Here is a 20,058-nt window from a genome sequence, read left to right on the forward strand (position 1 = left end):
CTCAGCGAATGATACCGCGGGTGGAACGGGTAAAGAAATCGAGGTATTGCTGCACCACCGGCTGTTCTTTGGCCAGGGCTTCGATTTCCGCTTTCGCTTCATCCAGCGTTTTCTCGCTGCGATACAGGATCTTGTAGGCGTTGCGGATCGCCTGCATTTCATCCTTGTCGAAACCGCGACGCTTCAGGCCGACCGCGTTGACGCCGAACGGCGTCGCGTGGTTACCCTGAGCGATGACGAATGGAGGCACGTCCTGAGCGACGCCGGAACAACCGCCTACCATCACATGCGCGCCGATAATGCAGAACTGGTGGATCGCCGTCATGCCGCCGATGATGGCGTGATCGTCGATTTCCACATGCCCCGCCAGCGTGGCGTTGTTGGCCAGCACGCAAGCGTTGCCGACCACGCAGTCGTGGGCGACGTGCACGTTGACCATCAGCAGGTTGTCATTGCCCACTTTGGTCAGGCCGGTGCCCTGCGCGGTGCCGCGGTGAATGGTCACGCTTTCGCGGATGCGGTTGCGATCGCCCACTTCAACGCGCGTCGGTTCGCCCGCGTATTTCAGATCCTGGTTCACTTCACCGATGGAAGCGAACTGATAAATCTGGTTATCGCAGCCAATCTTGGTAATGCCGTTCACCACCACGTGGGATTTCAGCACCGTGCCGGCGCCGATTTCCACCTGGGAGCCGACGTAGCAGAAAGGGCCGATATGCACGTTGGCGCCGATCACGGCGCCTTCTTCGACTATCGCGCTAGGATGGATAAAGGCGGTTTGGTCAATCACGGATTAAGCCTCCCGGCTGCGGGCACACATCATGGTTGCTTCGCAGACAATTTTACCGTCAACGGTCGCCACGCCTTTGAAGCGAGTCAGGCCGCGGCGAGTTTTCTCGAAGGTGACTTCCATGACCATCTGATCGCCTGGCACCACAGGGCGTTTGAAGCGTGCTTCGTCGATACCGGCGAAGTAATACAGCTCGCCCGGCTCCAGTTTGCCGACGCTTTTAAACGCCAGGATACCGGTGGCCTGCGCCATGGCTTCCAGAATCAATACGCCTGGGAAAATCGGTTTGCCAGGGAAGTGGCCCTGGAAAAACGGTTCGTTCACCGATACGTTCTTCACCGCACGCAGATATTTGTGCTCTTCAAACTCGAGGACGCGGTCGACCAGCAAGAACGGGTAACGGTGAGGAAGCAGATCCAAAATTTCTGCAATATCCAGAGTATGAGTGTCAGTAGTCAAAATACTCTTCCTGTCTCTAAAAACTGATGGCATCAACAACACGGCCTGCGCTGACCCCAAAAGGAGATCATCATGCAGGCCGCAAATTAACATCTCTTTGCGCTTTTGGTCTCACGACCAACGCGTTTCGTTTTGTACCCGCGAAGGCGGGCGGCAATGATTAGTCTTTTCCGACTTTACGTTCGACAGCTTTCAAGCGTTTGCTGATCTCATCGATATTCATCACCAACGCAGCGGTTTTACGCCAAACCTTGTTAGGCTGCAACGGAATGCCCGAAGAGTATACCCCAGGTTCGGTGATTGGTCGCATAACCATTCCCATTCCGGTAACAACAACCTTGTCGGCAATTTCCATGTGACCGTTGATCACGCTGGCACCGCCGATCTGGCAGTAGCGGCCGATTTTCAGGCTGCCGGCCATGATCACACCGCCGGCGACGGCGGTATTGTCGCCAATCACGACGTTATGTGCAATCTGGCATTGGTTGTCGATGATAACACCATTCCCGATTTGGGTGTTATCCAAAGCGCCGCGGTCGATGGTGGTGCAGGCGCCGATTTCGACGCGATCGCCGATAATCACCGTGCCCAACTGAGGGATTTTGATCCACTCGCCGCGCTCGTTCGCATAGCCGAAACCGTCCGCGCCGATCACGGTGCCGGACTGGATCAGGCAGCGCTGGCCGATTTCAACCGCATGATAAATCGTAACGTTCGCCCACAGACGCGTTCCCGCGCCGATGCGCGCGTGTTTGCCGATGAAGCAGCCCGGGCCGATAACCACGTTATCGCCAAGCACCGCACCCGACTCAATCACCGCGTTCGCCCCAATGGCGACGTTCTGCCCCAGTTGCGCTTCAGGCGAGACAACCGCGCTTGGCGCAATATCCTGCGCCGGCGCCGGCGTGGTGTCCATCAGCTGCGCCATGCGCGCGTAGGTCAGGTAAGGGTTTTTAACCACCAGCGCCGCAGTACGGCAGTGTGGTAAATCCGCTTCGGTAAGCACCACGGCGCTTGCCTGGCAGGAAGACAGCTGCTCTTGATAGCGGCTGTTTGACAAAAACGTGATTTGGCCAGGCTGTGCCGAATGCATAGAAGCAATGCCGGTGATGACGAGATCGCCATCACCGTGCAATTGTGCATCCAACTGCTGCGCTAAATCAGCCAGTCGAATTGAAAGCATGTGTTATTTAACCTGTTTCAGCACGTCAGCAGTGATATCTTTGGAAGAGTCTGCATAGGCAACGGCGTTGGCGTCGATCACCACGTCATAACCGCCTTTGCTGGCGACAGATTTCACAGCGTCCTGAATGCGGCTCAGGATCTTGTTACGCTCTTCCATCTGGCGACGACGGTTGTCCTGCTCGAAAGCCTGGGCTTTCTGAGAGAACTGCTCGCGCTGCGCCATCACGTCTTTTTCCAACTTGCTGCGATCGCTGGCTTTCATGGTAGCGCCGTCACGCTGCAGACGTTGCATTTTGGTCTGCAGGCTACGTTCCATGTTCTGGAGTTCGCTTGCACGGCCTTTAAACTCGTTTTCCAGCTGTTTAGCGACCGCTTCGCGGGCCGGCAGCTGTTGGAAAATGCTGGAGACGTTAACGACAGCGATCTTATCTGCTGCCTGAACGCCAGCTGAAGCAGCCATTGCTAAACCGAGGCCTGCGGCACACAACCACTTTTTCACTATAAACTCCTTACCATCACCCATTTGTGTCATATGACACTGAAGTACACAATTTGCCAGACTTATCCCACCAAACAATGAGAATCATCTCCCTCTGCCGGCGGGCGCCTGGCCATTGCGATTCTTAATAACTTTTATGCCCAGAGGCGAGACCCGTTACCAGGTCTTACCGATGTTAAACTGGAACTGTTCGGACTTGTCGCCTTCGTATTTCTTGATCGGGTTGGCGTAAGAGAACACCAATGGCCCCAGCGGCGACATCCACTGCAGCGCGATACCGGCGGAAGAACGAATATTGCTGGCCTTGCTGTAGTCCGGCACGCCGTACATCAGCGTTTCGTTGGTATTCTTCCACTTGGTATCCCACACGGTACCGGCATCGATGAACAGCGACGTCCGCACTGAGTTGGCGTATTTCTCGCTGATGAACGGCGTCGGGGTGATCAGCTCCAGGCTGGCGACCGCCATGGCGTTACCGCCCACCGCGTCATCCGAGCTACAGATGTTCTGACGCGTGGTCGTGCTGCCGGCGTTGAACTGACACTGGTACGAGTTGGAATTGTAGTACACCGCCTTCGGACCAATGGTGTTGGACTGGAAGCCACGCACGGTGCTAGAACCACCGGCGTAGAAGTTCTCGTAGAACGGCATTTCCTTGCCGCCCAAGCCATCCGCGTAACCCAGACGGCCACGGCCCAACAGCACCCAGGTGCGATCGTCGTTGATCGGCACGTACTGTACGCTGTCCAGCGTCACCTTGTAGTATTCGTTGTCCGAGCCCGGAATGGTGACCTTGCCGTTCAACGTGGTGCGGTTACCCGACGTCGGGAAGTAGCCGCGGTCTAGGTTGTTGTAGGTCCAACCCAGGTTCAACGTAAAGTCGTCCGTCGAGTAGCTGGCGCGGTCGGTCTTGTTCGCATCCACGCCCATCGAGTCGAGGTAACGCCACATGGCGATCTGCGGCTGCATGTTCGACAGGCCGTTGTGGACGTAGCCCAGGCCGGTACGCAACGAGTTGTTTTCGTTGATCGGGAAGCCCAGCGTGCCGTCGATACCGTAACTCTTGTTGGTATAGTCCGACAGATCCGCGTCATCCGCCTTAAAGTCGTTGTAGAAGATGCGGCCGCCCAGGCTCACACCGTCAACGGTGAAGTACGGGTTGGTGACCGACAGTTCCGTATAAGTCTGGTAGTCGTTCTTGGTGCCGCTGATGCCCACCGAGTAGCCGGTACCCAACCAGTTATCCTGCTGCACGCCCGCCTGGAAGCTGACACCGCTCTCGGTGCCGTAACCGACGCCGAAGTTGAAGGTACCGGTGTTGCGCTCTTTCACCTTGTAGGTGACGTCGACCTGATCGGCGGTGCCCGGCACGCGCTGGGTTTCCACGTCAACCGTTTCGAAGTAGCCCAGACGGTTCAGACGCTCCTTGCCCTGCTCGACCTGCTCGTTGCCGAGCCAGGCGCCTTCCATCTGGCGCATTTCGCGACGCAGTACGGAATCCTTGCTGGTGTCGTTGCCTTCGAACTTGATGCGACGCACGTAGAAGCGGTTGCCCGCGTCGACGTTGACGTGCAGTTTGACGGTTTTATCCGCGTCGTTGATCTCAGGCTGAGTGCCGACGCGCGGGTAAGCGTAACCATAACGGCCCAACATCGTTTTGATGTTGTCTTCCATTTTGGTCACCTTGCTGCCGTTGTACAGCTCGCCCGGTTCGATTTTGGTGATCTGAGCGACTTCCGCCGAGTGGCCGGCCAGGTTGCCGTTCACGACAACATCGGAAAGCTTGTACTGATCGCCTTCGGTGATGTTGATGGTGATGTAGATGCCTTTTTTATCCGGCGTCAGGCTCACCTGGGTAGAATCGATGTTGAAGCGGGCATAGCCGCGATCCAGATAGAAGCTGCGCAGGGTTTCGAGATCGCCCGCCAGTTTCTGCTTCTGGTATTTGCGATCGCCGACCAGGTTCCACCACGGCACTTCGTCACGCAGCTGGAAGCGCGAGATCAGTTCGTCGTTGGTGAAGGCATGGTTGCCGACGATGTTGATTTGTTGAATCTTGGCGGAGACCCCTTCCGTGAACACCAGTTTCAGGTCGACACGGTTGCGCGGCAGCGGCGTGACTACGGCTTTCACCGAGGCGCTGTATTTACCGACGCTGTAGTAGAAGTCTTCCAGCCCTTTTTCAATGCTGGAGATCGTGGTGCGGTCGAGCGCCTCGCCCACCCGGACGCCGGAGGCTTCCAGGTTCTGCTTGAGCATGTCATCTTTCACCGACTTGTTGCCGGAGAAAGTGATGCTGGCGATGGTAGGACGTTCCTTCACCTGCACGATCAAGGTATTACCATCGCGCAGTACGCGCACGTCCTCGAAGTTGCCGGTGGCAAACAAGGCACGAATGGTATTACTGATGTCATCGTCAGTGACGGTATCGCCGACGCGAACCGGCATGTTGAGTAACGCCGCACCGACGGCGACTCGCTGCAGGCCTTCGAAATGAATATCTTTCACTACGAACCCGTCTGCACCGTATACGGTGGCGCTGCCAAACAGCAGCGACGCTATGAGCAACTTTTTCATCGCCATCGTTGTTATGCGTTCTTCCTAACCTATCCCCGCCCCTAGAGGCGGGAAAAATCATTGAAAAGTGCAAGACCCATCAACAACACCAGCACGATAGAACCTATGCGGTAGCTGTAGTCCTGTACTCGCTCGGAAACCGGCCCACCCTTCAGCTTTTCTATCGCCAGGAAGAGGAGATGCCCACCATCTAACACCGGTAATGGGAACAGGTTGATGATACCCAGGTTGACGCTAATCAACGCCAGGAACATCAGATAATACACGAACCCGACTCCGGCTGACGCCCCAGCTCCCTGTGCAATCGAGATCGGGCCACTCAGGTTGTTCAGCTTAACATCACCGGTTATTAATTTGCCCAGCATGTTGACCGTCAGCCGCATCAGCTGCCAGGTCTTGTCGCCGGCCTGATACAGCGCCGGGAACGGTCCATACTGGCGAATCGTCTTATACTCGTCCGGCAGCGGCAGCACTTTTGGAATGATGCCTGCAAAACCCACCGATTTGTCTTTTCCCACCGGCTTTGTATCCGGTATCAGCGTCAAAGACAAGGGGGCGCCGTTTCTTTCAATCTCCAAAGCCAGCGGCTGCCCCGGGCCATCGTGGATACGCTTCACCAGCGTCTGCCAACGACCCAACGGCTGACCATCGACTTTAACGATCCTGTCCCCCGCTTGTAAACCCGCCTTTTGCGCCGCCGAGTTAGGCTGCACTTCCGCCAACACGGATTCTATCTGCGGGCCGCGCGGCATAATGCCCAGCGCGACAACGGGATCCTGCTTGTCCGGTTCAAAGTTCCACTGGCGCAAATCCAGGGTTTTTGTCACCACCTGCGAAGAACCGAACGGCGCGACGCCGACTTCGGTTTGCGCATCGCCAATCTTCGCCACCAGCGCCAGACGAACTGATTCCCAATCAGGCGTTTCGATGCCGTCAACCGACTTTAGTTCCATGCCAGACGAAATTTCGGCCTTGGCGGCGATGGATTGCGGCGCGATTTCGCCGATCACCGGGCGGAAACTCGGCACGCCGATGATGAACACCAGCCAATAGGCAAGGATAGCAAACAGGAAGTTGGCGATGGGGCCGGCGCTGATGATGGCCGCGCGCTGCCAGACGGTTTTGTTGTTGAAGGCCTGATGGCGGATTTCCGGCGCCACCGACTCCACGCGCTCGTCCAGCATCTTCACGTAGCCGCCAAGCGGAATCAAAGCGATGACGTACTCGGTACCCTGGCGATCGGTACGGCGCCACAGCGCCCGGCCAAAGCCGATGGAGAAGCGTTCAACGCGCACGCCGCAACGACGGGCAACCCAAAAGTGTCCGAACTCGTGCACGGTAATCAAAATACCGAGCGCAATCAGAAACGCCACCAGGTTCCAAAGCACGCTGACCATCATCCCTCACTTTCCGTCATCGACGGATTAAAACACCAACAGCATCAGGCAGGCAAACACCGGCACCGCCGCAGTCAGGCTGTCGATACGATCCAATATGCCGCCGTGACCGGGGATCAAATGACCGCTGTCCTTGATGCCCGCTTCGCGTTTAAACATGCTTTCGGTCAAATCGCCCAGCACCGAAGCCAGCGCGGCGAGCACCGAACAGGCCAACAGCGTGGTCGGCACCACGTTAAGTGGCGCGTAGCGGCCGAACAGCCAGGAAATGACCGCCGACGTCAGCAGCCCGCCAATCAGCCCTTCCCAGGTTTTACCCGGCGAGACCTTCGGTGCCAGCTTATGCTTGCCGAACAGCTTGCCGAACATGTAGGCGCCGGAATCCGCGCCCCACACCAGCAGCATCACGTACAGCAGCCACCAGGCGCCGGTAAACGGGTTTTGCTCGTAGCCGAACTGGCGCAGCGCCAGCATGCCCCAGAAGAACGGCACGATGGTCAGCAGGCCGAACAGCAGGCGCAGCGGGCGAGAATTGCGCCAGATGGCGGCCGAGCCTGGATAGAACAACACCAGCAGCAGCGCCGCCAGCCACCAGGCCAGCGACAGCCACAGCGAGCCGCTTATCTGCGGCACGGATTGATGGTAAGCGGGGACGCTGAGCATCATCAGCGCCAGCAGAAAACCGCACAGTATCGCCAGCCAGATGCGCTGCGAACGGGAGGTAAAACCGGCCAGTTGGCCCCACTCCCAGGCTGCTAACATGCACACGACGAGCGTTACCAGAGCAAAGGCCAGCGGCGGCAACAGGAACAGCGCCGCGATAACGATCGGGATTAAAATCAGAGCAGTTATGAGGCGATACTTCAGCAAAAGTTCTCCCTAGGACGCATCGGCGCCGATAGGTGTTGTTCCCCCGAAGCGGCGCTCACGTTGTGCAAATGCATTCAGCGCACCTTCAAAGACAAGTTCATCGAAATCAGGCCAGAGCACATCAGTAAAGTAAAGTTCAGCATAGGCGATTTGCCACAGCAGGAAGTTACTGATGCGATGCTCGCCACCGGTGCGGATAACCAGATCCACCGGCGCCAGGTCGCTCATGCAAACCCGCTCGCTCAATAATTCCTCGCTGATCTGATCCGGGTGCAACTCCCCTACCCGTACCTGTTCGGCCAGTTCCTTTACTCCCTGAATGATATCCCAACGGCCACCGTAGTTGGCAGCGATATTGAGCGTCAGGCCATCGTTATTTTCCGTCAGTGCTTCAGAGCGGCGGATCCGCTCCTGCAAACGCGCGCTGAAGCGGCTGATATCGCCGATCACCCGCAGCCTGACGTTATGTTTATGCAGGCTTTTTACTTCACTATCCAGAGCGCGGACAAAAAGCTCCATCAGGGCGGAGACTTCCTGCACCGGACGGTTCCAGTTTTCGCTGCTGAAGGCATAAAGCGTGAGCGCATCTAAATGGTGGCTGGCGGCAAAACTGACCGCGCGGCGAACCGATTTCACCCCTGCTTTATGACCGAAGACACGTAACTTGCCCTGACGTTTGGCCCAGCGTCCGTTACCGTCCATGATGATGGCGACATGACGCGGCCCCGGGGAAGATGGATTAGCCTCTTGTTGGTTTGCGGACGACATAACTCGTACTTATTTCCTCAATAGAAATATAACTGCCTTTCCGGAACATCAGGCCCTTACGCGCAAAAAAAGCCGTGTGCCCGACACGGCTTTCAGCCTGCCCTCGCGATGCCCGGCGCAGCCGGGTCGCTATTGACGCACAAGGCGCCAATCGGGCCATAATTCAACGGTATAACCGCTGACAGGTGGCGCAGACTATACCACCTCAGCGGGGCATGAACAAACGGCCCCGCTGCGGCACGCGTGAATTACGAGCAAAATCGGATAATCGCCGTGCTCAACCGCGCAGCGCGCGAACGCGCTCCTCGGCGGCGGCGCGCGCCTGGCGGTCAATGTCTAAGACCGCTTCGATGCAGGTCGGTTCCTGCAGCGCGAGACCCTCCACCACCTGGCGGTTGACCGCCGCGATGTCGGTGAAGCGAATCTGCTGCTGCAAAAATGCCGCCACGGCGATTTCGTTGGCCGCGTTCAGCGCAGTGGTCGCCGCCTGGCCGGCATCGAACGCTTCGATCGCCAGATACAGGCAAGGATAACGCTCGCGCTCCGGTTCGGCGAAGGTCAACGAACCGATGCGGCAGAAGTCCAGCGCTTCGACGCCGGAGTTCACGCGCTGCGGATACGCCATCGCGTGAGCGATCGGCGTGCGCATATCCGGCGTACCCAGCTGCGCCAGCACGCTGCCGTCGGCGTAACGCACCATCGAGTGAATCACCGACTGCGGATGCAGGATCACTTCCATTTGCTCGGCCGAGGCGTTAAACAGCCAGCGGGCCTCAATGTATTCCAGACCTTTGTTCATCATGGTGGCGGAGTCCACCGAGATCTTGCGGCCCATCGACCAGTTCGGGTGGGCGCAGGCTTGATCCGGGGTCATCGCGGCGAACTGCTCCAGCGGCGTGGTGCGGAACGGGCCGCCGGAGCCGGTAAGCACGATGCGCGAAACACCATGACTGTCCAGGGAAGAGTATCCCAACTGACGCTGAATACTCTCAGGCAAACTCTGAAAAATCGCGTTGTGCTCGCTGTCGAGCGGCAGCAACTGCGCCTGGCTATGCCGCACCGCATCCATAAACAGACGGCCGCAGGTGACCAGCGACTCTTTGTTGGCCAGCAGTACCTGCTTGCCTGCGCGGATCGCCGCCAGCGTCGGCAACAGCCCCGCAGCGCCGACGATCGCCGCCGTCACCTGATCGACATCGTCCAAAGCGGCCAGCTCGCAGGCCGCTTGTTCTCCGGCCAAGACTTCGGTAGCGACGCCGTTTTCCGCCAGAACAGCACGCAGCTCACGCGCGGCGCTTTCATCCGCCATCGCGGCGAAGGCGGGCCGGAATTCCATGCATTGCTGCGCCATGACCGCGACGTTACGGCCGGCCACCAGCGCTTTGATCGCAAAACGGTCGGGATTCGCCCTGACCACGGCCAGGGTGCTGGTCCCTACCGAGCCGGTCGAGCCAAGAATGGTCAGTTGCTTCATGAGTTCACTCTGAATAACTGTCTGATGAGATCGGAGGTGTTCCAGTGTGGAACCTTGGACACCGCTTGTCCATGATCTTTCAGTACGATGAAACGGGATCTGCGCCACAAAAAACAAAGCGCCGCCCAGGCGACGCTTTTTTTCTGCGCGATGCTGATTAGAAATCCATCAGCTCTTTTTCTTTCTCCGCCAGCGCGGCGTCGACTAGCTTGATGTAAGCGTCGGTCATTTTCTGAATCTCGTCTTGTGAACGACGTTCTTCGTCTTCGCTGATCTCTTTGTCTTTCAGCAGCGCCTTGACCTTGTCGTTGGCGTCGCGACGCACGTTACGCACCGCTACGCGGCCCTGCTCGGCTTCGCCGCGCACGATCTTGATCAGATCCTTACGACGTTCTTCGGTCAGCGGAGGCAGCGGAACGCGAATGTCAGAACCGGCGGAAGACGGGTTGAGGCCCAGATCGGAGCTCATGATCGCTTTCTCAACGGCCTGGCTCAGGCTGCGGTCGAACACGTTGATTTTCAGCGTGCGGGAGTCTTCCACGGTCACGTTGGCCAGCTGACGCAGCGGCGTAGCGGCACCGTAGTATTCCACCATGATGCCGTCCAGAATGCTTGGAGAAGCACGGCCGGTACGGATCTTGCTGATTTGGTTTTTGAATGCTTCTACGCTTTTTTCCATGCGTGAATCAGCATCTTTTCTGATTTCATTAGTCACGTTGCAAACCCTTGGAAGCTGGTTACTTGGCAGGCGATACTCAAGTATAGCCCGTAATCGTACTCGGAGAGCGCGCGGCGCCTGGCGTCACGCGCGCCGAAAAAGGGGTGTGAACAGCCTTATTTGCTGATCAGCGTACCTTCGTTCTCACCCATCACCACACGGCGCAGCGCGCCAGGCTTGTTCATGTTGAACACGCGGATCGGCAAGCCGTGATCGCGGGCCAGCGTAAACGCAGCCAGATCCATCACTTTCAGCTCGCGCTCCAGCACGTCCTGATAGGTTAATTGTTCATACAGCGTCGCATCCGGGTTTTTCACCGGATCGGCGGAGTATACGCCATCCACTTTGGTGGCTTTCAGCACCACGTCCGCTTCGATCTCGATACCGCGCAGGCAAGCGGCGGAATCGGTGGTGAAGAACGGGTTGCCGGTACCGGCGGAGAAGATCACCACGCGGTTGTTGCGCAGCAGGCTGATAGCCTCTGCCCAACTGTAATTGTCACATACGCCGTTCAGCGGGATCGCCGACATCAGGCGGGCGTTCACATAGGCACGGTGCAGTGCATCACGCATAGCCAGGCCGTTCATCACGGTAGCCAGCATTCCCATGTGGTCGCCCACTACGCGGTTCATGCCGGCTTGCGCCAGGCCCGCGCCGCGGAACAGGTTCCCGCCGCCAATAACTACACCGACCTGAATTCCCAGTTCGACCAGCTCTTTCACTTCCTGAGCCATGCGATCCAAAACGCTGGCGTCGATACCAAAACCTTCTGCACCTTGCAGGGCTTCGCCACTCAGTTTAAGCAGAATACGCTGATATACGGGTTTTGCATTGGTTGCCATGGTGTTCTGTCCTAAGAAGCAGTATTAGTATTGGGGATTTCAGCCGATGAAACGCGCCTGAGGTGAGTATCACGCTGCAGGACCTGCCACCGGTGTAATTCTGGCTGGATAGTATGGAACCGCCAGACGGCGGTTCCATCGACAGTCATTAAGACTGTTTGCTCATCGCGGCAACTTCAGCAGCGAAGTCGGTTTCGACTTTCTCGATGCCTTCGCCCACTTCGAAGCGAATGAAGTTGGTCACGTCAGCGTTGTGCTCTTTCAGCACCTGAGCAACGGATTTGCTCGGATCCATAACGAAAGGCTGACCGGTCAGAGAAACTTCGCCGGTGAATTTCTTCATGCGGCCTTCAACCATTTTCTCTGCGATTTCTTTCGGCTTGCCGGACTGCATGGCGATGTCCAGCTGAACCTGGTACTCTTTTTCTACCACTTCAGCAGACACGTCTTCTGGCTTCACGAACTCTGGCTTGCTCGCCGCAATGTGCATTGCGATTTGCTTAACCAGCTCTTCGTCAGCGCCTTTAGCCGCAACCAGTACGCCGATACGCGCGCCGTGCAGGTAGCTGCCCAGCACTTCGCCTTCCAGGGAAGCAACGCGACGAATGTTGATGTTTTCGCCGATTTTTGCCACCAGCGCTACGCGCTCTTCTTCGAACTGTGCTTTCAGCACGTCAACGTCAGTGATTTTGCCGGCCATGGCCGCATCCAGCACTTTGTCGGCGAACGCCTGGAAACCGGCGTCTTTCGCTACGAAGTCAGTCTGGCAGTTAACTTCCAGAATGATGCCGTAGTTGCCTTCGATCTTGGTTTTGATCACGCCGTCAGCAGCTACGTTGCCTGCTTTTTTAGCGGCTTTGATCGCACCGGACTTACGCATGTTTTCGATTGCCAGTTCGATGTCGCCGTTGGATTCAACCAGCGCCTTCTTGCAATCCATCATGCCAGCGCCGGTACGCTCGCGCAGTTCTTTTACCAGGGCAGCGGTAATATCAGCCATTTATTTTTCCTCGGTTATCTCGCGTGGAGACAGTTCTCATTCAGATAAGCAAAGGGGGCCTTTACAGGCCCCCCTAACCAACATATGTCAATACCTGGTTAATAAGGGCTCAGTGACGAGCTTGCCTTATTATTCAGCTTCTACGAAGCCTTCTTCCGCCTGAACGGCCAGATCTTGAGAACGACCTTCACGCACAGCGGCAGCAACGGCAGTCAGGTACAGGTTTACTGCACGGATTGCGTCGTCGTTACCAGGGATGATGAAGTCAACGCCGTCTGGGTTGGAGTTGGTATCAACGATAGAGAATACCGGGATACCCAGGTTGTTGGCTTCTTTGATCGCGATGTGCTCGTGATCGGCATCGATAACGAACAGTGCGTCTGGCAGACCGCCCATATCTTTGATACCGCCCAGGGAGTTTTCCAGCTTGGCCAGTTCACGAGTGCGCATCAGCGCTTCTTTCTTGGTCAGCTTGTCCAGGGTGCCGTCTTGAGACTGGATTTCCAGATCTTTCAAACGCTTGATGGACTGACGAACGGTTTTCCAGTTAGTCAGCATGCCGCCCAACCAGCGGTGGTTCACGAAGAACTGGTCACAGCTGTTCGCAGCGTCTTTTACCGCTTCGCTTGCTGCGCGTTTGGTACCAACGAACAGGATCTTGCCTTTACGGGAAGAGATCTTGCTCAGTTCAGCCAGAGCGGCGTTGAACATTGGTACGGTCTGCTCCAGGTTGATGATGTGAACCTTGTTACGAGCGCCGAAGATGAAAGGCTTCATTTTCGGGTTCCAGTAACGGGTCTGGTGACCGAAGTGAACACCAGCCTTGAGCATGTCGCGCATGGAAACAGTTGCCATGATTAAACCTCTATAGATTAATTGGGGTTATGCCTCCACGTATCCCATAACGCCGACCCTGGCGGCGACAAGTCACCTCAGGGCACCCCGGCGGATGTGCCGATACGTGTGTGTTATTTACACAAAATGAGTGCAGTTAAAGTATTTTCGGCCAATTCCTGCCAGGTCACAAGAACCAAGTCGCGGATCGCCGGCGCGCTTTATACCATAAACCCGCTGCCGACACCAACTTTTGTTGCTTTGCGCCGGGCATCGGGAAATGAAATTTGGCAGCCTCCGGCCGGGCTGATACCATAAGTCACTGCTTCTTATTGTCGACGATAACGACACCTGCGGACGAATTTCATGGCAATCTCAATTAAAACACCTGATGACATCCAAAAAATGCGCGTGGCCGGCCGCCTGGCCGCCGAAGTGCTGGAAATCATCGAGCCGCACGTCAAACCTGGCGTGACCACCGGCGAACTGGACCGTATCTGTCACGAGTACATCACCAACGAGCAACAGGCCATTTCCGCCTGCCTCGGCTACCACGGCTTCCCGAAATCCGTGTGCATCTCGGTGAACGAAGTGGTGTGCCACGGCATCCCGAGCGACGACAAAACGCTGAAAGACGGCGACATCGTCAATATCGACGTGACCGTAATTAAAGACGGCTTCCACGGCGATACCTCGAAGATGTTCATCGTCGGCAAACCGACCATTCTGGGCGAGCGCCTGTGCCGCGTCACTCAGGAAAGCCTGTATCTGGCGCTGAAGATGGTCAAGCCGGGCATCCGCCTTCGCACCCTGGGCAAGGCTATCCAGCAATTCGTCGAGGCCGAGAAGTTCTCCGTGGTGCGCGAGTACTGCGGCCACGGCATCGGCGAAGTGTTCCACGAAGAGCCGCAGGTGCTGCACTATGACGCCGACGACGGCGGCGTGGTGCTGCAGGCGGGCATGGCCTTCACCATCGAACCGATGGTTAACGCCGGTGACTACCGCATTCGCACCATGAAAGACGGCTGGACGGTAAAAACCAAAGATCGCAGCTTGTCGGCGCAGTATGAGCATACTATTGTGGTCACTGATAACGGCTGCGAGATAATGACGTTGCGCAAGGATGACACCATCCCCAACATCATTACGCACGAGATGTAAGCACCGCGGCGAACGCCGCGTGCAGAATATCACCAGGCCGGCTTTTGCCGGCCTTTTTTATGGGCTGCGCACTATGTCTGACAATCTCCTTCAACAGGCGGCCCCGGCCGTGCCGATGCCGCCCGCTTCCCCCAGCACCTACGGCGACGAAGAGCTCACCTGCCCGATGCTGAAACAGCGGCTGGAGCAGTTCCAGCTGTGGCTGGCGGCGGCGTTCGACGCCGGCTCCAGCGCCGAAAGCCTGGTGGCGGCGCGCAGCGACTTTATCGATCGCCTGCTGCGCCGGCTGTGGACGTTCTACGGCTTCGAAGATATCCCGGAAACCGCGCTGGTGGCGGTCGGCGGCTACGGCCGCGGCGAACTGCACCCGCTGTCGGACATCGACGTGCTGGTGCTCAGCCAGCGCCGGCTGACGGAACAGCAGTCGCAGCGGGTCGGCGAATTCATCACCCTGCTGTGGGATCTCAAGCTGGAAGTGGGCCACAGCGTGCGCACTCTGGAAGAGTGCCTGCTGGAAGGGTTGGCGGATCTGACCGTGGCCACCAACCTGATCGAATCGCGCATGATCTGCGGCGACGTCGCGCTGTTCCTGCAGATGCAAAAACATATCTTCAGCGACGGCTTCTGGCCTTCGCCGCAGTTTTTCCACGCCAAGATCAACGAGCAGCAGGAGCGCCATCAGCGCTACCACGGCACCAGCTATAACCTGGAGCCGGATATCAAAAGCAGCCCCGGCGGCCTGCGCGATATTCACACGCTGTTGTGGGTGGCGCGGCGCCACTTCGGCGCCACCTCGCTGGACGAAATGGTCGGCTTCGGTTTCCTCACCCAGGCCGAGCGCAACGAGCTGAACGAGTGCCAGAGCTTCCTGTGGCGCATCCGCTTCGCGCTGCACTTGGTGCTGCCGCGTTACGACAACCGCCTGCTGTTCGATCGCCAGCTCAGCGTGGCGCAGCTGCTGCGCTATGAAGGCGAAGGCAACGAGCCGGTCGAGCGCATGATGAAAGACTTCTACCGCATGACGCGGCGCGTCAGCGAACTGAACCACATGCTGCTGCAGCTGTTCGACGAGGCCATCCTGGCGCTGGACGCTACCGAGAAGCCGCGCCCGCTGAACGACGATTTCCAGCTGCGCGGCGATCTGATCGACCTGCGCGACGAAACGCTGTTTATCCGCGAGCCGCAGGCCATCATGCGCATGTTCTACCTGATGGTGCGCAACCGCGAGATCAAGGGCATTTATTCCACCACCGTGCGCCAGCTGCGTCACGCGCGCCGCCACCTGAAGCAGCCGCTGTGCACCATTCCGGAAGCGCGCGATCTGTTTATGGCCATCCTGCGCCATCCCGGCGCGGTATCGCGCGCACTGGTGCCGATGCACCGTCACAGCGTGCTGTGGGCCTATATGCCGCAGTGGGGCAAGATCGTCGGGCAGATGCAGTTCGACCTGTTCCACGCCTATACCGTCGATGAACACACCATCCGCGTGCTGCAGAAGCTGGAGAGTTTCGCTGACGACCAGACTCGGCCGCGCCATCCGCTGTGCGTGGAGCTGTATCCGCGCCTGCCGCACCCGGAACTGCTGCTGCTGGCGGCGTTGTTCCACGATATCGCCAAAGGGCGCGGCGGCGACCACTCGATCCTCGGCGCGGAAGACGTGGTGGAGTTCGCCGAACTTCACGGCCTCAACTCGCGTGAAACCCAGCTGGTGGCCTGGCTGGTGCGCTGCCACCTGCTGATGTCGGTCACCGCGCAGCGCCGCGATATCCAGGATCCGACGGTGATCCAGCAGTTCAGCAGCGAAGTGCAGAGCGAAACCCGCCTGCGCTATCTGGTATGCCTGACGGTGGCCGACATCTGCGCCACCAACGAAACCCTGTGGAACAGCTGGAAGCAGAGCCTGCTGCGCGAGCTGTATTTCGCCACCGAGAAGCAGCTGCGCCGCGGCATGCAAAACAGCCCGGATCTGCGCGAACGCGTGCGCCATCACCGCCTGCAGGCGCTGGCGCTGCTGCGCATGGACAACATCGACGAAGAGGCGCTGCACCGCATCTGGAGCCGCTGCCGAGCCGACTATTTCCTGCGCCACTCGCCGAATCAGCTGGCCTGGCACGCCCGCCACCTGCTGGCCCACGATTCCACCCAGCCGCTGGTGCTGGTCAGCCGCCAGGCGACGCGCGGCGGCACCGAGATCTTCATCTGGAGTCCGGACCGCCCTTATCTGTTCGCCGCCGTCGCCGGGGAGATGGATCGCCGCAACCTGAGCGTGCACGACGCCCAGATCTTCACCAACCGCGACGGTATGGCAATGGACACCTTTATCGTGCTGGAGCCGGACGGCAGCCCGCTGGCGCAGGATCGCCACGCGGCGATCCGCCAGGCGCTGCTGCAGGCCATCACCCAGCGGGAGTATCAGCCGCCGCGCGTGCGCCGGCCCTCTTCCAAGCTGCGTCACTTCAGCGTGCCGACCGAGGTCACTTTCCTGCCGACCCATACCGATCGCCGCAGCTACCTAGAGCTGACCGCACTCGACCAGCCCGGCCTGCTGGCGCGGGTGGGCGAAGTGTTCGCAGACCTGGGGCTGTCGCTGCACGGCGCGCGCATTTCCACCATCGGCGAGCGGGTCGAGGACTTGTTTATCCTGGCCGACGGCGAGCGGCGCGCGCTCGACCAGGAAACGCGCAGAAAGTTGGAGCAACGGTTGACAGAGGCCCTCACCCCAAACGATAAAATGTGATACAAGTAACTTTTTACCGACAACATCAGGAAAGAGAACAGCATGCAGCAATTACAGAACGTTATTGAAAGCGCCTTCGAGCGCCGTGCGGACATCACCCCGGCGAACGTAGACACCGTAACGCGCGAAGCGGTAAACCAGGTGATCGGCCTGCTGGACAGCGGCGCCCTGCGCGTCGCCGAGAAGATCGACGGTCAATGGGTCACCCATCAGTGGCTGAAGAAAGCCGTGCTGCTCTCTTTCCGCATCAACGACAACAAGGTGATGGACGGCGCGGAAACCCGCTACTACGACAAGGTGCCGATGAAGTTCGCCGACTACGACGAAGCGCGCTTCCAGAAGGAAGGTTTCCGCGTCGTGCCGCCGGCCACCGTGCGCCAGGGCGCGTTCATCGCGCGCAACACCGTGCTGATGCCGTCTTACGTTAACATCGGCGCCTACGTCGACGAAGGCACCATGGTCGACACCTGGGCCACCGTCGGTTCTTGCGCTCAGATCGGCAAAAACGTTCACCTGTCCGGCGGCGTCGGCATCGGCGGCGTGCTGGAGCCGCTGCAGGCCAACCCGACCATCATCGAAGACAACTGCTTCATCGGCGCGCGCTCCGAAGTGGTGGAAGGCGTGATCGTGGAAGAAGGCTCGGTGATTTCGATGGGCGTATACCTCGGCCAGAGCACCCGCATTTATGACCGCGAGACCGGCGAAATCCATTACGGCCGCGTGCCGGCGGGTTCGGTGGTGGTTTCCGGCAACCTGCCGTCGAAAGACGGTTCCTACAGCCTGTACTGCGCGGTGATCGTCAAGAAAGTCGACGCCAAAACGCGCGGTAAAGTCGGCATTAATGAGTTATTGCGCACTATCGACTAAATTGAAATAGCGGGTGATTCACCCGCTATTTTTTTGTCTGCGTTTCGCTGGCAGTCACAGTCGCAGACCTCGCTTTCCGCCATAATCGCAGTCGTGGAATATAACGATCACATCTAAAGAGGGCGCAGTATGTACGATAACTTGAAGAGTTTGGGCATCAATCAACCGGAAGACGTCGATCGCTATAGCCTGCGTCAAGAGGCCAACAACGACATCCTCAAGATCTATTTCCGCAAGGACAAGGGCGAGTTCTTCGCCAAGAGCGTGAAGTTCAAGTACCCGCGTCAGCGTAAAACCGTGGTGGCGGACAACGCCGGCCAGGGCTACAAGGAAATTCACGAGATCAACCCGAACCTGCGTTACGTGATCGACGAACTGGATCAGCTGTGCCAACGCGATCAGGTGGAAGTGGATCTGAAGCGTAAAATCCTCGACGACCTGCGCCATCTCGAAGGCGTGGTGTCGCACAAGATTGCCGAGATCGAAGCCGATCTGGAAAAACTCACCCGCGGTAAGTAATGCGGATCGGTTGATCCGCATCATCGCCAAGGCGCCCTTTCGCGGCGCCTTTTTACTTTACGATTGCAGCAGCGTGCCCCACTGCTCGACCCACGGGCAGGCGGCCACTTCCGGCTCCGGCTGTTCCATCGCATCGATCTCCAGCACTTCGCCAACGCGGGTGGCGCCCTGCTCCTGCAGCAGCGCGTCGAACGCGCGCCCGGCGCCGCAGAAGTTGTCATAGCTGCTGTCGCCGAGGGCGATCAGCCCATAGCGCAGCTCCGGCTGATAGCCAACCTGATCGCGAATGGCGTGGAACAGCGGCGCGATGCTGTCCGGCAGATCGCCCTGCCCGGTGGTGGAGGTAATCACCAGCGCGTAGTGCTGACGATAATACTGCCAGGCCTCCAGCGTGCCCTCTTCGAACAGTTTGACCTCATGGCCCTGTTCGCTGAGGATGTTTTGCGCCTCTTCCGCCACCAGCAGCGAATTGCCGTAGACCGTTCCCACGAAGATACCAACCTGAGCCATGGCTCCAACTCCCTTCATTACCTTTAAAAATTGTCAGCTATCCTGACCGTTAGCCGCGCTAAACTCAACCCCGGCAAGTTCAGGGAATACTCCCGCCCAGCCGAACTGCGTCATCACCCCTTGCCAGTCTTCGTCCCAGCGCGCCGTCACCCGCAGCGCCTCACCGGTCACCGGGTGCGTCAGCTGCAAATGGCTGGCGTGCAGCATCAGGCGCGGGCAGCCGAAATGCTGCGCCATGCCGCGGTTCTGCCGCAGATCGCCGTGCTTGCTGTCGCCGATGATCGGATGGCGAAGATGCGCCATGTGGCGCCGCAGCTGGTGCTTGCGGCCGGTTTCCGGCTGCAGCTCCACCAGGCTGTAGCGCGCGCTGTCGTAGCGGCCGACGGCCACCGGCATCTCTACCTGCGCCAGCGGCCGGTAGTGCGTCACCGCCGGCTGCGGCCCTTTATCGGCATCGGCATGTTTATCGGCGATTTTGTCCAGCTCCGCCGTCAGCGGGTAGTCGAGGGTCGCCCCCTCCTGCACGTAGCCGCGCACCACCGCATGGTAGGTTTTCTGCACCTGATGCTGCTCGAACTGCAGCGACAGCAGACGCGCCACCTCGCTGGAGAGCGCCATCAGCAGCACGCCGGAAGTCGGGCGATCGAGACGGTGCACGGTAAAGACGTGCTGCCCGAGCTGATCGCGCACCGTCTGCATCATAAAGCGGGTCTCATGACGATCCAGCCAACTGCGGTGCACCAACCAACCCGACGGCTTGTTCACCGCCACCAGGTGTTCATCCTGATACAAAATCTCAATCACATCGCTTTCCCAGGTAAATAGCCGTTTCGGGCGCGAGTATAACAGGC

Annotated in this window: 19 protein-coding genes; 4 read left to right on the forward strand and 15 right to left on the reverse strand. The window is 58.4% G+C overall.

The annotated features are described in order from the left end of the window. Position 1: 1 nt before the first annotated feature. The 13 genes from lpxA to rpsB all read right to left on the reverse strand — a co-directional run bounded on the left by lpxA (position 2) and on the right by rpsB (position 13,434). Entirely contained in the window at positions 2–790 is a 789-nt protein-coding gene (lpxA, locus tag ACF8MC_RS12835; protein ID WP_004931964.1) for an acyl-ACP--UDP-N-acetylglucosamine O-acyltransferase, read from the reverse strand. Positions 791–793: 3 nt separating this feature from the next. Continuing rightward, entirely contained in the window at positions 794–1,249 is a 456-nt protein-coding gene (gene fabZ, locus ACF8MC_RS12840; RefSeq protein WP_004931962.1) for a 3-hydroxyacyl-ACP dehydratase FabZ, read from the reverse strand. Positions 1,250–1,409: 160 nt separating this feature from the next. Then, positions 1,410–2,432, reverse strand: a complete 1,023-nt coding sequence (gene lpxD / locus ACF8MC_RS12845) for a UDP-3-O-(3-hydroxymyristoyl)glucosamine N-acyltransferase (protein ID WP_033635735.1) — start codon at positions 2,430–2,432, stop codon at positions 1,410–1,412. A 3-nt stretch (positions 2,433–2,435) separates the two neighbouring features. Continuing rightward, the gene (skp, locus tag ACF8MC_RS12850) at positions 2,436–2,933 is read right to left on the reverse strand and encodes a molecular chaperone Skp (protein ID WP_004931958.1); all 498 of its coding nucleotides are present in this window, start codon (positions 2,931–2,933) and stop codon (positions 2,436–2,438) included. A 156-nt stretch (positions 2,934–3,089) separates the two neighbouring features. Beyond that, positions 3,090–5,516, reverse strand: a complete 2,427-nt coding sequence (gene bamA, locus ACF8MC_RS12855) for an outer membrane protein assembly factor BamA (protein ID WP_033635736.1) — start codon at positions 5,514–5,516, stop codon at positions 3,090–3,092. Positions 5,517–5,551: 35 nt separating this feature from the next. Beyond that, complete coding sequence (rseP, locus tag ACF8MC_RS12860; protein WP_049235404.1) at positions 5,552–6,907, reverse strand: sigma E protease regulator RseP; 1,356 nt, start codon at positions 6,905–6,907, stop codon at positions 5,552–5,554. Between the two features lie 27 nt (positions 6,908–6,934). After that, a complete protein-coding gene (gene cdsA / locus ACF8MC_RS12865; protein WP_063990765.1) occupies positions 6,935–7,777 on the reverse strand; it encodes a phosphatidate cytidylyltransferase in 843 nt (280 codons plus the stop codon). A 9-nt stretch (positions 7,778–7,786) separates the two neighbouring features. Next, on the reverse strand, positions 7,787–8,545 hold the full coding sequence (gene ispU / locus ACF8MC_RS12870) for a (2E,6E)-farnesyl-diphosphate-specific ditrans,polycis-undecaprenyl-diphosphate synthase (RefSeq protein WP_063990764.1): 759 nt from the start codon (positions 8,543–8,545) through the stop codon (positions 7,787–7,789). A 277-nt stretch (positions 8,546–8,822) separates the two neighbouring features. Further along, positions 8,823–10,019 carry a 1-deoxy-D-xylulose-5-phosphate reductoisomerase gene (gene ispC, locus ACF8MC_RS12875; RefSeq protein WP_164105741.1) on the reverse strand — a complete coding sequence of 399 codons (1,197 nt, stop codon included), beginning with the start codon at positions 10,017–10,019 and terminating at the stop codon, positions 8,823–8,825. A gap of 157 nt (positions 10,020–10,176) precedes the next feature. After that, the gene (gene frr / locus ACF8MC_RS12880) at positions 10,177–10,734 is read right to left on the reverse strand and encodes a ribosome recycling factor (protein WP_004931943.1); all 558 of its coding nucleotides are present in this window, start codon (positions 10,732–10,734) and stop codon (positions 10,177–10,179) included. A 119-nt stretch (positions 10,735–10,853) separates the two neighbouring features. Next, positions 10,854–11,579: a UMP kinase gene (gene pyrH, locus ACF8MC_RS12885; protein ID WP_004931940.1), complete on the reverse strand. Its 726-nt coding sequence runs from the start codon at positions 11,577–11,579 to the stop codon at positions 10,854–10,856. Between the two features lie 148 nt (positions 11,580–11,727). Next, the gene (tsf, locus tag ACF8MC_RS12890) at positions 11,728–12,579 is read right to left on the reverse strand and encodes a translation elongation factor Ts (protein WP_033635739.1); all 852 of its coding nucleotides are present in this window, start codon (positions 12,577–12,579) and stop codon (positions 11,728–11,730) included. A gap of 129 nt (positions 12,580–12,708) precedes the next feature. Further along, on the reverse strand, positions 12,709–13,434 hold the full coding sequence (gene rpsB / locus ACF8MC_RS12895; protein WP_016929891.1) for a 30S ribosomal protein S2: 726 nt from the start codon (positions 13,432–13,434) through the stop codon (positions 12,709–12,711). 345 nt (positions 13,435–13,779) lie between these two features. Here rpsB and map point away from each other — a divergent pair, with 345 nt between their 5' ends. The 4 genes from map (at position 13,780) to ACF8MC_RS12915 (ending at position 18,697) form a co-directional block, all read left to right on the forward strand. After that, positions 13,780–14,574 (forward strand): type I methionyl aminopeptidase, encoded by a 795-nt coding sequence (gene map, locus ACF8MC_RS12900; RefSeq protein WP_004931936.1) that lies wholly within the window; start codon positions 13,780–13,782, stop codon positions 14,572–14,574. A gap of 73 nt (positions 14,575–14,647) precedes the next feature. Continuing rightward, positions 14,648–17,311: a bifunctional uridylyltransferase/uridylyl-removing protein GlnD gene (gene glnD, locus ACF8MC_RS12905; RefSeq protein WP_033649826.1), complete on the forward strand. Its 2,664-nt coding sequence runs from the start codon at positions 14,648–14,650 to the stop codon at positions 17,309–17,311. A gap of 42 nt (positions 17,312–17,353) precedes the next feature. Beyond that, positions 17,354–18,178 carry a 2,3,4,5-tetrahydropyridine-2,6-dicarboxylate N-succinyltransferase gene (gene dapD, locus ACF8MC_RS12910; RefSeq protein WP_004931932.1) on the forward strand — a complete coding sequence of 275 codons (825 nt, stop codon included), beginning with the start codon at positions 17,354–17,356 and terminating at the stop codon, positions 18,176–18,178. Positions 18,179–18,307: 129 nt separating this feature from the next. Then, positions 18,308–18,697, forward strand: a complete 390-nt coding sequence (locus ACF8MC_RS12915; protein ID WP_004931929.1) for a DUF3461 family protein — start codon at positions 18,308–18,310, stop codon at positions 18,695–18,697. A gap of 57 nt (positions 18,698–18,754) precedes the next feature. Here the strand turns inward: ACF8MC_RS12915 and ACF8MC_RS12920 are convergent, their stop codons facing one another. Together ACF8MC_RS12920 and truC are read right to left on the reverse strand one after the other, a co-directional pair. Beyond that, positions 18,755–19,207 carry a flavodoxin gene (locus ACF8MC_RS12920; RefSeq protein WP_016929894.1) on the reverse strand — a complete coding sequence of 151 codons (453 nt, stop codon included), beginning with the start codon at positions 19,205–19,207 and terminating at the stop codon, positions 18,755–18,757. A 33-nt stretch (positions 19,208–19,240) separates the two neighbouring features. After that, a complete protein-coding gene (gene truC / locus ACF8MC_RS12925; protein ID WP_033635741.1) occupies positions 19,241–20,011 on the reverse strand; it encodes a tRNA pseudouridine(65) synthase TruC in 771 nt (256 codons plus the stop codon). Positions 20,012–20,058: the final 47 nt, after the last annotated feature.

Source organism: Serratia sp. LACPHL-BACT-2024-00286 (assembly GCF_043109535.1).
GTDB lineage: Bacteria > Pseudomonadota > Gammaproteobacteria > Enterobacterales > Enterobacteriaceae > Serratia > Serratia sarumanii.